The organism is Pseudoxanthomonas sacheonensis (assembly GCF_010093305.1).
GTDB lineage: Bacteria > Pseudomonadota > Gammaproteobacteria > Xanthomonadales > Xanthomonadaceae > Pseudoxanthomonas_A > Pseudoxanthomonas_A sacheonensis.
The window spans coordinates 336,755-349,006 of record NZ_PDWS01000001.1 but is presented as its reverse complement, the minus strand read 5'-3'; the positions used below and the strand labels follow the sequence as shown (position 1 = coordinate 349,006).

General features: G+C 64.5%; 13 protein-coding genes. 10 read left to right on the top strand and 3 right to left on the bottom strand.

The annotated features are described in order from the left end of the window. Positions 1-41 precede the first annotated feature (41 nt). The 6 genes from CSC73_RS01525 (at position 42) to CSC73_RS01500 (ending at position 5,573) form a co-directional block, all read left to right on the top strand. Entirely contained in the window at positions 42-728 is a 687-nt protein-coding gene (locus CSC73_RS01525; RefSeq protein WP_163838692.1) for a Fe2+-dependent dioxygenase, read from the top strand. Positions 729-816: 88 nt separating this feature from the next. Next, entirely contained in the window at positions 817-1,461 is a 645-nt protein-coding gene (locus CSC73_RS01520) for a PepSY-associated TM helix domain-containing protein (protein ID WP_163838691.1), read from the top strand. A gap of 19 nt (positions 1,462-1,480) precedes the next feature. Continuing rightward, entirely contained in the window at positions 1,481-2,011 is a 531-nt protein-coding gene (locus CSC73_RS01515) for a DUF2271 domain-containing protein (RefSeq protein ID WP_093282075.1), read from the top strand. A gap of 60 nt (positions 2,012-2,071) precedes the next feature. Further along, positions 2,072-2,878, top strand: a complete 807-nt coding sequence (locus tag CSC73_RS01510; RefSeq protein ID WP_163838690.1) for a DUF4198 domain-containing protein — start codon at positions 2,072-2,074, stop codon at positions 2,876-2,878. Positions 2,879-2,943: 65 nt separating this feature from the next. Then, a complete protein-coding gene (locus CSC73_RS01505; RefSeq protein ID WP_163838689.1) occupies positions 2,944-3,933 on the top strand; it encodes an FAD:protein FMN transferase in 990 nt (329 codons plus the stop codon). Then, a complete protein-coding gene (locus tag CSC73_RS01500) occupies positions 3,930-5,573 on the top strand; it encodes a flavodoxin domain-containing protein (RefSeq protein WP_246197261.1) in 1,644 nt (547 codons plus the stop codon). Before CSC73_RS01505 ends, CSC73_RS01500 begins: the two co-directional genes overlap by 4 nt. A 105-nt stretch (positions 5,574-5,678) precedes the next feature. Here the strand turns inward: CSC73_RS01500 and CSC73_RS01495 are convergent, their stop codons facing one another. Together CSC73_RS01495 and CSC73_RS01490 are read right to left on the bottom strand one after the other, a co-directional pair. Next, a complete protein-coding gene (locus CSC73_RS01495; RefSeq protein ID WP_163838688.1) occupies positions 5,679-6,263 on the bottom strand; it encodes a HutD/Ves family protein in 585 nt (194 codons plus the stop codon). 273 nt (positions 6,264-6,536) lie between these two features. Further along, entirely contained in the window at positions 6,537-6,878 is a 342-nt protein-coding gene (locus CSC73_RS01490; protein WP_163838687.1) for a ComEA family DNA-binding protein, read from the bottom strand. Positions 6,879-7,114: 236 nt separating this feature from the next. On the opposite strand from CSC73_RS01490, the gene CSC73_RS01485 reads away from it, so the two are divergent. Then, positions 7,115-8,605: a M20 family metallopeptidase gene (locus CSC73_RS01485; protein ID WP_163838686.1), complete on the top strand. Its 1,491-nt coding sequence runs from the start codon at positions 7,115-7,117 to the stop codon at positions 8,603-8,605. A gap of 62 nt (positions 8,606-8,667) precedes the next feature. After that, positions 8,668-8,958: a GlsB/YeaQ/YmgE family stress response membrane protein gene (locus tag CSC73_RS01480; protein WP_093282101.1), complete on the top strand. Its 291-nt coding sequence runs from the start codon at positions 8,668-8,670 to the stop codon at positions 8,956-8,958. Positions 8,959-9,034: 76 nt separating this feature from the next. Here the strand turns inward: CSC73_RS01480 and CSC73_RS01475 are convergent, their stop codons facing one another. Next, on the bottom strand, positions 9,035-10,441 hold the full coding sequence (locus tag CSC73_RS01475; RefSeq protein ID WP_163838685.1) for a mannose-1-phosphate guanylyltransferase/mannose-6-phosphate isomerase: 1,407 nt from the start codon (positions 10,439-10,441) through the stop codon (positions 9,035-9,037). 75 nt (positions 10,442-10,516) lie between these two features. Between CSC73_RS01475 and CSC73_RS01470 the strand changes: the two genes are divergently transcribed. Together CSC73_RS01470 and murU are read left to right on the top strand one after the other, a co-directional pair. Then, positions 10,517-11,530: an aminoglycoside phosphotransferase family protein gene (locus CSC73_RS01470; protein ID WP_163838684.1), complete on the top strand. Its 1,014-nt coding sequence runs from the start codon at positions 10,517-10,519 to the stop codon at positions 11,528-11,530. Continuing rightward, positions 11,527-12,243: an N-acetylmuramate alpha-1-phosphate uridylyltransferase MurU gene (murU, locus tag CSC73_RS01465; RefSeq protein ID WP_163838683.1), complete on the top strand. Its 717-nt coding sequence runs from the start codon at positions 11,527-11,529 to the stop codon at positions 12,241-12,243. Before CSC73_RS01470 ends, murU begins: the two co-directional genes overlap by 4 nt. Positions 12,244-12,252 lie beyond the last annotated feature (9 nt).

The following is a 12,252-nucleotide window of genomic DNA, read 5'->3' as shown; positions in this document are numbered from 1 at the left end:
ACAATGGGCGGGGCTTTTTTTGATGGTCGAGGCGACTGCCGATGCTGCTGAACATTCCCGACGTCCTCAATGCCGAACAGGTGGCGGCCTTCCGCGCACGGCTGGATTCCGCCGACTGGGCCGATGGCCGCATCACCGCCGGCTACCAGTCGGCCAAGGCCAAAGACAACGCCCAGCTGCCGGAAGATTCGGCGGTGGCGCGCGAACTGGGTTCGGCCGTGCTCGAAGCGTTGTCGCGCAACAGCACGTTCTTCTCCGCCGCGTTGCCGAAGCGGGTCTATCCGCCGCTGTTCAACCGTTATGCGGGCGGGCAATCGTTCGGCTTCCACGTGGACAACGCCGTGCGCTACGACCGCAGCCGAGGCGCACCCGAAGCGGTACGCACCGACCTGTCGGCCACCCTCTTCCTTTCCGCCCCCGAGGACTACGACGGCGGCGAACTCATCATCGAAGACACCTACGGCATCCAGAGCATCAAATTGCCTGCTGGCCATCTGGTGCTGTATCCGGGTACCAGCCTGCACAAGGTAACTCCGGTGACGCGCGGCGCGCGGGTCGCCTCTTTCTTCTGGATCCAGAGCATGGTGCGCGACGACGGACAGCGCCGGCTGATGTTCGAACTGGACGTATCCATACGCCGGCTGACCCAGGAGCTGCCCGACCACCCCGCCCTGGTGCAGCTGACCGGGGTCTATCACAACCTCCTGCGGCAATGGACCGAAGTCTGAGGTATTGGCAGAAGAGCCCGGCGTTAATTGAGAGTCATTCTCATCTGTGCTGTAATAGTGGTTGCTCCCCACCCGCCGGAACCACCGCTTGTCGCGCAGCGCTCCTTCTACGGATATCTCCAGCAGCCAGCAGCGGCGCGGCTTCTGGCTGCGCACGCTGCACCAGTGGCACTGGATCAGCTCGGCGGTGTGCCTGATCGGAATGCTGCTGTTCGCGGCGACCGGCATCACCCTCAACCACGCCTCGAAGATCGAATCGAAGCCGCAGGTCGTCAACCGCACCGCGCAGCTGCCCGTTGCCTTGCTGTCGGACCTGGGCGATCGCGACGAAGGAAACGCCCCGCTGCCGGAACCCGCTGCGGACTGGCTGGGCGAGCGCTTCGGAGTTTCCATCAGTGCGCGCGAAGCGGAATGGTCGGAAGAGGAAATCTATCTGTCCATGCCGACGCCCGGCGCCGACGCCTGGCTCAGCATCGACCGTACGAGCGGCGCGGTGGAATTCGAACGCACCGAACGCGGTTGGATCTCCTATTTCAACGACCTGCACAAAGGCCGCAACGCAGGACCGGCGTGGAGTTGGTTCCTGGATATCTTCGCCGTCGCCTGCCTGGTGTTCTGCATCACCGGTTTGTTCCTGCTGCAGATGCACGCCAAACAGCGGCGCATGACCTGGCCGTATGTCGGCCTGGGGCTGATCGTGCCGCTGCTGCTCGCCTTGCTCTTCATCCACTGATTTCCCATCGAGCGATCCTATGTCCAAGATCAACGTCACCACCAAGCTGACCATCGCCCTGAGCGGATTGCTGGCGCTTCCCGCCTACGCGGCGGAGTTGAACCTCAGCGTCGAAATACCGCAATTGAACGTGGCCGAATACCATCGCCCGTACGTCGCGATCTGGCTGGAAGGCGCCGACCAGAAAGTCGCCGCCGACCTGTCGGTCTGGTACCAGATGAAGGACACCAAGGAAGGCCACGGCACCAAGTGGCTGCCCGATCTGCGCCAGTGGTGGCGCAAATCCGGCCGCAGCTTGAAAGTGCCGGTGGACGGCGTGACCGGACCGACGCGGCCTGTGGGCAAACACGCGTTGAAATTCACCGACAAGCAGCCTGCTCTGGCGAAACTCGCACCAGGCAATTACACCCTGGTGGTGGAAGCCGCGCGCGAAGTCGGCGGCCGCGAACTGGTCAAGATTCCCTTCACCTGGCCGGCCAAAGCGCCGCAATCCGGCAAGGCGCAGGGCAGCAGCGAGATCGGCGCGGTGACTTTGGCCGTCAAGCCCTGATACGGAAGCATTTCCGTCTGCTTCCACTAATACGTTCCCATTCCCACGTTGGAGTCATCGATGAAACGCACCGCACTGGCACTGGTTGTTTCGCTCGCCGTCATGCCCTTCACCGCCATGGCGCACAAGGCCTGGCTGCAGCCCTCCGAAACCGTACTGGCCGGCGCCGATCCCTGGGTCACCGTGGACGCCGCGGTTTCCAACGACTTGTTCTATTTCAACCACGTGCCGCTGCCGCTGGAACGCCTGGCCATCACCGCGCCCGATGGCAGCAAGGCCGAGGCGCAGAATGGGGCGACCGGGAAATACCGCAGCGTGTTCGACGTGCAGCTGAAGCAGCAAGGCACCTACCGCATCGCGATGGTCAACAGCGGCCTGTCCGCAAGCTGGGACGAAGGCGGCAAACCCAAGCGCTGGCGCGGTACTGCCGAAAAATTCGCCAGTGAAGTGCCGAAGGACGCCAAGGATCTGAAGGTCACCCAGTCGGTGGGTCGCGTGGAAACCTTCGTCACCAATGGTTCGCCCAACGACACCGCGCTGAAGCCGACCGGCGAAGGCATCGAGCTGGTTCCGGTGACGCATCCCAACGATTTGTTCGCCGGCGAAGCGGCCAAGTTCAAGCTGCAGATCGACGGCAAGCCTGCAGCCGGTCTGGAGTTGGAGATCGTGCGCGGCGGTACCCGTTACCGGAATGCGCAGGAAGAGATCAAGGTCAAGACCGACGCCAACGGCGAGTTCAGCGTGACTTGGCCGGAAGCGGGCATGTACTGGCTGGAAACCGCATCGGAAGACAGCAAGGCCTCCCTACCCCAGGCCAAGCAACGTCGCCTGAGTTACGTGGCCACTCTGGAAGTGCTGCCGCAGTAATCCCGGAAAAGGCCGCCGCCCGCTCCGTGTCCACAGAAAGGCTGGAGGCGCAGCGGCGATTCCCGATGACCATCGCCCCCTCAAGCCATCCGCAAACACCGGCTTCCCTCCACACGCTGCATGGTCAAACCATGGGGACGTCGTGGTGCGTGAAGCTGGTGGCGTCGGCGCGCCTGGATCTGCATGCGATGCACTCCGGGATACAGGCGCGGCTGGATCGCGTGGTCGCGCAGATGAGCACCTGGGAAGCGGATTCGGACATCAGCCGCTTCAATCGGGCCGCAGCGGGCACCTGGCAACGGTTGCCGCCGGAGTTCTTCGCGGTGCTCTCCTGCGCAATGGAAACGGCGCGCGACAGCGACGGCGCTTACGACCCCACTATCGGAACGCTGGTGGAAGCATGGGGGTTCGGCCCTGCGGAGGGCCGCCATGGCGTTCCCGACGAAAGCGAGCTGGCGTCGGCGCAGGCCGGCCTTGGCTGGCAGCGCGTCTCTCTGCGTCCGCAGGACATGAGCGCACTGCAGCCTGGCGGAGTTCGACTTGATCTCTCCGCCATCGCCAAGGGCTACGGCGTGGATCTGGTCGCCCGGCATTTGCGCGATACCGGTATCGCGGCGGCGTTGATCGAAGTCGGCGGCGAACTTTACGGCTACGGCCGCAAGCCCGACGGCGGACAGTGGCAAGTACTGGTGGAAGCAGCACCCGACGCCGAGCCCGATGAAGAAGCGGCCTGCGTGATCGCGCTCGACGGCATTGCAGTGGCCACCTCGGGCGACCACTGGCACGCATTCGAACAGAATGGAACGCGTTATTCGCACACGCTGGACCCGCGCACCGGCAGGCCGGTCGAAACCGCGGCGGCGGCAGTCACCGTCGTCGCCGACGACGCAATGCGCGCCGATGCGTGGGCGACGGCGCTGACGGTGATGGGAGCCGAAGCCGGCTACCGCTTCGCGCAACAACGGAACATCGCGGCAAGGTTCGTCGTGCGCGGCGGCGATCATGAATTGATCGAAAGCACGACCGACGCCTTCCGCGCGCGGCTTTCCGCATGAGCGGCGGCATGGCCTCGCCTTCGCGCGCGTTCTGGGGAAATGCGGCATCGCTGGCGCTGCTGGTGCTGATCGCCACCGGGTTCTTCATGCTGCAGAGCGGCGACTGGTGGCCCGCAATGCCACGCGCGGATCGCTGGATCGGCGCGGCGATTGCGTTGTCGGCTTATTTGCTGTTCTGTGCCGGGCTGCTCTGGCGATCGCGAGCGCGCAAGATCGGCGACAATACTTCCACTTCCAGCGCCGCTGAAGGAGGTTCGCCAGTGCTGGTCGTCTACGCCAGCCAGACCGGCTTCGCGCAGCAACTGGCCGAACGCAGCGTGGAGAACCTGCGCAGCTCGGGAGTTTCCGTGAAACTCCGGGCCATCGGCGAAGTCGACAGCGCCATGCTGGCCAACGCCGGACGCGCGCTTTTCGTCGCCAGCACCACCGGCGAAGGCGACCCGCCCGATCAGGCATTGGCTTTCGTGCGCGGCGCGATGGCGCAGCCCGCGGCATTGGAGAATCTGCGCTACGCAGTGCTGGCCTTGGGCGATCGCGAATACGAACATTTCTGCGGCTTCGGACACCAGTTGGATCGCTGGCTTCGGCAGCATGGCGCACAGCCTCTCTTCGATATCGTCGAAGTCGACAATGCCGACGAAAGCGCCCTGCGCCATTGGCAACATCACCTTGGCCAGCTCGGCGGCGTAACCGATCTTCCCGATTGGACGCAGCCGCGTTACGAGCGATGGAAACTGCTCGAACGCCGCGAACTCAATCCAAGCAGCGCTGGCGGCAGCGCCTTCCATCTGGCGATCGCTCCGCCTATGGAGTCGAATCCCGCGTGGGTCGCCGGCGACATCGCCGAGATAGGCCCGCAGCACTCCTCCAAAACGGTTGCGGCTCTGCTGGATCAGGCCGGGCTTGTCGCCGATGCGCCCGTCGTGATCGACGGAAGGTCGCAGACGCTCGCCGAACTGCTGGCGCGCTCGCACCTGCCCGGTATCGACGAAATCCGCGGCATGGACGCTCAGACGCTCGCCGAGCGCCTGAAGCCGTTGCCGCACCGCGAATACTCCATCGCTTCGCTGCCCGGCGATGGCAGCCTGCAGATCCTGCTGCGCCGGTTGCTGCGTCCTGACGGCAGCCCCGGAATAGGCAGCGGCTGGCTGTGCGACTACGCGCCCGTCGGCGGCGGGATCGCTTTGCGTCTCCGCAGCAACCCCAACTTCCATGCGCCAAACCCGGCCAAACCGATGATCCTGATCGGCAACGGCACCGGCATGGCCGGATTGCGCGCGCATCTGAAGCAACGCATCGCGACCGGCGCGCGGCGCAACTGGCTGCTGTTCGGCGAGCGCAACTCCGATCGCGATTTCTTCTATGGCGACGAAATATCGGAATGGCGCAACCGGGGCCATATCGAGCGTCTGGATCTTGCGTTCTCGCGCGACCAGGCCGGGCCCGTCTACGTACAGCACAAGCTGCTGGCCGCAGCCGATTCCTTGCGCGAGTGGATCGAAGCCGGTGCTTCGATCTACGTCTGCGGCAGCCTCGCCGGCATGGCGCCGGGCGTGGACGGCGTGCTGCGGCAGGTCCTGGGCGATGCGGCGGTGGAAAGCATGCTGACCGAAGGCCGCTACCGCCGCGACGTATATTGACCATACAGAGGATCTGTCAGCCTGCCCATGTAGGAGCGGGCCATGCCCGCGAGCTCTTGCTCTTGCTCCTCCTCACCTCAAAAAGCTCGCGGGCATGGCCCGCTTCTACAAAAGCCTGAGCTTGATTGCCAATAACTCCCCGCCGCCTTCCAGCGCATAACGCCCGCGCCTTTCCCCGTCCACCAGCAATGCAGTGTCCCCTGCCCACAAGGGCGGCAATTCCGAAGCCTGGTCGAATTGCGCCTGCCCAGCCAGCAGATGGATCGCCCAGGTCACTCCCGGCTCGGTGAAGAACAGCATCGGCCCCACCAGCGGGCGATGCAGCAACTCGGCGGCCACGGCATCGCGCCGCCACATCAGATTGAAATCGTGGGTAGGACCGTCCAGCAGTTCGCTACGCACTTCGCGCTCGCCCGCAAAACGGAGCCGGGCATGCGGTGGTTGCAGTTCGTGCACCTCTCCGTCCGAGAAGCGTAGACGCAGGCCATTGCCGCGTATCAGCACGAGCTCGCGGTCGATGCCGGGGAATACGGAGAACGGCCCGTCCTGTTCGATTTCCGCAATCGAAAGGCGCCAGTCCCAATCCCCTGTTTCCGGCATACGGACGATCTCGCGCGTCCAGCCGGTGCCGTTCTTCCATCTTTCGCGCCGGTACTCGTTGGCTGCGATGACCCGCGACTGGTGCGACATGCGTGTGCTTTCCCGTTTCTGTCCGGGACAAGTCTAAACCGGCCCAAAAGACATCGCCCGGCTGCACATCCTGTGTGCGGCCGGGCGATGGTGACTTCCCTGTAGGCTTCCCGCCGATACCTGCGGCTTCCTGCCTCATTCCTTACGGACAACCAAGCCGGTTGTCTGCTTGTAGGTACATCCCTGTAGGCGTCCTTGCCGAGTCCCCCTGGCTTCCTGCCCCCTTTCGCCCCTGCAGTGCTTCCTGCACAAGCTGGACGTGGGGATGTTCGATCAGCGCCGCGCGACCGGCTTGGCCTTGGCAGCCGTGGCTGCGGCGGGCTTGGCCTGCGCCGGCGGCGTGCGGCCCAACTCGATGCGGTCGCGGTTCTTTTCTACCGTTTTCAGGCCGATGCCCTTGACCATGGCCAACTCTTCGAGGCTCTTGAACGCACCGTTGGCCTTGCGGTAATCGACGATGGCCTGTGCCTTGGCGGGACCGACGTTGAGCAGCACCTCATCGATGGCGGCCGCGTCGGCGGTGTTGATATTGACCTTGTCGGCGGCGGCATAGGCGGTGGTGGCCAGCAGCAGCGACAGGGCGAGGGATTTGAGAATGATGGCGAACGACTTCATGGCAACTCTCCTTGTGGCGATGGGTTGGATTCCGCCGGGGCCGGATTCCTGTCCGTCCGCCGGTGTGAACAGTCTCCGCTCCACCGCACGGCCAAAATATCGCCTTACTGCTGCCGGCGATGCCGGTGGAAGCCCTGTCGTGGCGTAGGAAAATTCTTACCCTGGGTTCCGTTTCAACGGCCGTCCACGCGCGCGGGCGTAGAATTGGCGCTACTTACAAGGGCTCTGGAGAATCCATGGATACCGCCAAGATCGACCGTTTCGTTTCCGGGCTGTGGGACGACGAAATCGTTCCGCAGCTGGTCGAATACATCCGCATCCCCAACAAGTCGCCGATGTTCGACAAGGACTGGGTGGCCCATGGCTACATGGACGATGCGGTCAAGCTGATGGAGTCCTGGGCGCGCAAGCAGCCCATCCCCGGCATGGTCTTGGAAGTGGTGCGGCTGGAAGGCCGTACTCCGCTGATTTTCATCGAGATTCCGGCAAGCGGTCCGGAAACCGGTGCCGATACCGTGCTTCTGTACGGGCACTTGGACAAACAGCCCGAGATGACCGGCTGGGACAGCGGGCTGGGGCCGTGGATTCCGGTGCTCAAGGACGACAAGCTGTTCGGCCGCGGCGGCGCCGACGACGGTTATGCGATCTTCGGGTCGCTGGCCGCGATCCAGGCGCTGCAGGAACAGGGCGTGCCCCATGCGCGCTGCGTGATCCTGATCGAGGCCTGCGAGGAATCCGGCAGCTACGATCTGCCCGCCTACGTGGATCACCTGGCCGGACGCATCGGCAAGCCTTCCCTGGTGGTGTGCCTGGATTCGGGCTGCGGCAACTACGATCAGCTGTGGTGCACCACTTCGCTGCGCGGCATGGCCGGCGGCAATTTCTCGGTCAAAGTGCTGTCCGAGGGCGTGCATTCCGGCGATGCCTCGGGCATCGTGCCGTCCAGCTTCCGCATCCTGCGCGAACTGATCTCGCGCCTTGAGGACGAAGCCACCGGGAAGATAAAACCCGAAGGCCTGTTCGTCGATATTCCCAAAGAGCGCCTGGAGCAAGCCGCCAAGGTCGCCGGCGTGCTGGGCGAGGAGGTCTACAACAAGTTCCCGTTCCTGCCCGGCATGCGGCCGATGTCCGAAGACCTGACCGAACTGGTGCTCAACCGCACCTGGCGTCCCGCCCTGTCCGTCACCGGCGCCGACGGCTTGCCGCCGCTGGATTCGGCCGGCAACGTGCTGCGTCCGCAGACCGCGGTCAAGCTGTCGCTGCGCCTGCCGCCGACATTGGAAGGCAAGCGCGGCGGCGAGATCCTGAAGGAACTGCTGCTGCGCGATCCGCCGTATGGCGCTCAAGTCGAACTGGCGCTCGAAAAAGCATCCAGCGGCTGGAACGCGCCGGCGCTTTCGCCGTGGTTGTCCAACGCCATCGATGCCGCCTCGCAGGCCGCGTTCGGCAAGCCGGCGATGTACATGGGCGAAGGCGGCACCATTCCGTTCATGGGCATGCTGGGCGAAAAATTCCCCGGTGCCCAGTTCATGATCACCGGCGTGCTGGGACCGCACTCCAATGCGCACGGCCCCAACGAGTTCCTGCACATTCCCATGGGCAAGCGGGTCACCGCCTGCGTGGCCAGAGTCATCGCCGACCATCACGGCGCCAGCGTGCGCGGCGAAACCGCTGGCGTGGCCGCGGTGGCCGGCGGCGACCAGCATGGCGAGCACGGCTGCTGCTGAATCTGACAGCGGTGTGGCGGGCTGCTAATCTCCGCCACACCTAACCCAAAGGGGAGTGCGTAATGGAAGGTCTGCTCGGTAGCGGTAGCTGGCTCTACATCATCTTCATCGGCTTGATCGTCGGTCTGCTCGCGCGTTTCCTCAAGCCCGGCAACGACGGCATGGGCATCATCCTGACCATCCTGCTGGGCATCGCCGGTGCGGTGCTCTCCAGCTTCATCGGCCAGCAGATGGGCTGGTATGCGCCCGGACAGGCGGCGGGATTCATCGGCGCGCTGATCGGCGCCATCGTGATCCTGCTTGTCGTCGGCCTGTTCCGCGGCAAGAAGCGCGGCGGCCTGCCTCCGCGCTGACCGTTGCCTCTTCGCAAAAAACAGAACGCCCGCGCAAGCGGGCGTTCTGTTTTGGCGGCCATCTTGTTCTGATCTATCAGTTGCTGCGGCCGTAGATATCGGAATAGCGGACGATATCGTCTTCCCCCAGGTAGGCGCCGGACTGCACTTCGACCAGCTCCAGCCATTCGGTGCCCGGATTCTCCAGCCGATGCTTCGCGCCGATCGGAATGTACGTGGATTGGTTTTCGAAAAGTTCGAACACGTCGTTATCGCGGGTCACTCTTGCGATGCCCTTGACGATGATCCAATGCTCGGCGCGGTGCTTGTGCGACTGCAGCGACAGCTGCGCGCCCGGCTTGACCTTGATCCGCTTGACCTGATGGCGCGTGCCCATGTCCACCGAATCGTAGCTGCCCCAGGGACGGTGCACTTCGCGGTGGAGCACGGCCTGACTGCGCTGCTGTTCTTTCAGCCGGGCGACCACCTGCTTCACCTCCTGCACCTTGTCCTTGCGCGCCACCAGCACCGCATCGTCGGTTTCCACCACAACGATATCGTCCACGCCCACCAGCGCCACCAGGCGCTGCGCGTACGCGTAACTGTTGCGGGTATCGACCGCGATCACATCGCCGTGGTGGGAATTCCCATCGGCATCGTGCTCGGCCACGTCCCACAAGGCCGACCAGCTGCCGACATCGTTCCAGCCGATATCCACCGGCAGCACCATGGCATCGGCGGTCTTCTCCATCACCGCGTAGTCGATGGAATCGGCAGGGCTGGCGGTGAAGGCTTCTTTGTCCAGGCGGATGAAGTCGCCGTCGCGCTGCGCCGAATCGAACGCGCGGGTGACCGCATCCACGATGTCCGGCCGGTACTTGCGCAGTTCCTCCAGATAACGGCTGGCGCGGAACAGGAACATACCGCTGTTCCAGTAGTAGTTGCCCGCAGCCAGATACGACTGCGCCGTGGCCTGGTCCGGCTTCTCGACGAAACGCAGCACTTTCTGCGGACCGGTTCCCTGCTCGGACTGGATGTAGCCGAACCCGGTCTCCGGCGCATCCGGCAGGATGCCGAACGTCACCAGCGCGCCGGCCTCGGCGACCGCGGCGACTTCCGCCACCGCATTGCGGAACGCATCGGGATCGCGCACCACATGATCGGACGGCAGCACCAGCAACAACGGGTCCTGGCCTCCGGCCAGCGCTTGCAAAGCCGCGGCCGCGATCGCCGGCGCGGTGTTGCGCCCCACCGGTTCGAGAATGATGGCGGGCACGGGCGCACCAATCTGGCGCAATTGTTCGGCCACCAGGAACCGGTGCTCCTCATTGGCCACTATGATCGGTGCGGCACTGGCCAAGGGGGCCACCCGGCGCCAGGTGGCCTGCACCATGGTGTCGTCGCCGACCAGCGGCAAGAACTGCTTCGGGTAAGCCTCGCGCGATAATGGCCACAAACGCGTGCCTGAACCGCCAGACAACAAAACCGGCTGCAGAAGAGTCATGCATTTTTCTCGCTAGTCACGTGCGACGCAGTTTACCCTGTGGACCTTAACAGCCTTTTGACTTGGAAAAATCGAATGACGTTCGACTTCCAACATGACGATGAGCGCGAATCGGCACGCCTGGATTGGGCACGACGGGCGCTTGGCGATGCAGGGGCGGAATTGCAACGCGCCTCGATAGACGCGGGATATCGAAGTTATTGGCGCAGCACGGGCGCGGGCCCGGGCCGCATCGTGATGGATTCCCCACCCGGGTTGGAGGATGTGCGGCCGTGGCTGCGCATGCACGATCTTCTGGAGAACGGCGGCGTGCGGGTGCCGCAGATACTGGCGCGCGACGAGCAAGCCGGCTTTCTTTTGCTGGAAGACCTGGGTGGACCTACGCTGGCCCAGGTGTTGGACGCGGCCAATGCGGAAGAGTATTTCGGCGCCGCCATCGGCCAGCTGCTGCGGCTGCAATCGATCGCCCCGCCTGCGGGAATGGGCGAATTCGGCGAGGCGTTGCTGCAACGGGATGCGGGTCTGTTCGAGGAATGGTTCCTGGGCCGTCACCTGGGCCTGGCTTTGGACTGCGAGGACGCGGAAAAACTGCAGCTGGTCCAGCGCCGGCTGATGGACAATGCGCTGGCGCAAGCGCAGGTGTTGACCCACCGCGACTTCATGCCGCGCAATCTGATGCCCACCAAACCGGAGCTCGCGGTGCTGGATTTCCAGGATTGCGTGCGCGGCCCGGTCGCCTACGATCCGGTCAGCCTGTTCAAGGATGCCTTCCTCAGCTGGCCATTGGCGCGCGTGGACGATTGGTTGGCGCAGTACCACCGGCGCGCGCAAGCCGCGGGACTGCCGGTGCCGCCGTGGGCGCAGTTCCAGCGCGATGCCGACTGGCTGGGAGTGCAACGGCACCTCAAGATCCTGGGCATCTTCGCTCGCCTGCACTATCGCGACGGCAAAACGAAGTACCTGCCGGACGTGCCGCGGTTCATCGCTTATCTTGAGGAGATGTTGCCACGGTACCGGGAGCTGCAGCCGCTAGCGGATCTGCTGGAAACGACAATCAAACCGGCCTTGCGCTCGAAGGCTGCCGCATGAAGGCCCTGATCTTCGCCGCAGGCCTGGGCGAACGCATGCGTCCGCTTACCGACAGTACGCCCAAGCCTCTGCTGCAGGCGGGCGGCAAACCGCTGATCGTCTGGCATCTGGAAAAGCTGGCTGCGATGGGCGTGCGGGAAGTGGTGGTCAATACCAGCTGGCTGGCGGAGCAGTTCCCGCAGACGCTGGGCGATGGAGAACGCTGGGGTCTGCGTATCGTCTATTCCTATGAAGGCGAAACGCCTCTGGAAACCGGAGGCGGTCTGCTCCATGCCCTGCCCCTGCTGGGCGATGCGCCGTTCCTGCTGGTCAACGGCGATATCTGGACCGACTGCGACTTCGCGCAGCTGCCGCGCGAACCGGAAGGGCTGGCGCATCTGGTGATGGTGGACCGGCCGGTGCAAGCCGCCCATGGCGACTTCGCCCTCGACCGCGATGGTCACGTCCGCGCCGATGGTCCGCAGCTGCTCACCTATGCGGGGCTTGGCGTCTACCGGCCGCAGCTGCTGCAGGGCTGGCGCGACATCGTCACCGACGCCGGCGCGCAGGACCAGCCGCCGCGCTTCCGGCTGGCGCCGGTGCTGCGCGCGCATATGCCCTCCGGCACGATCAGCGGCCAATACCACCGCGGCCGCTGGACCGACGTGGGCACTCCGCAGCGGCTTGCGGAACTGGAGCGGGAACTGACCGCCGGACCGATCGGCTACGCCTGATCGACCCCG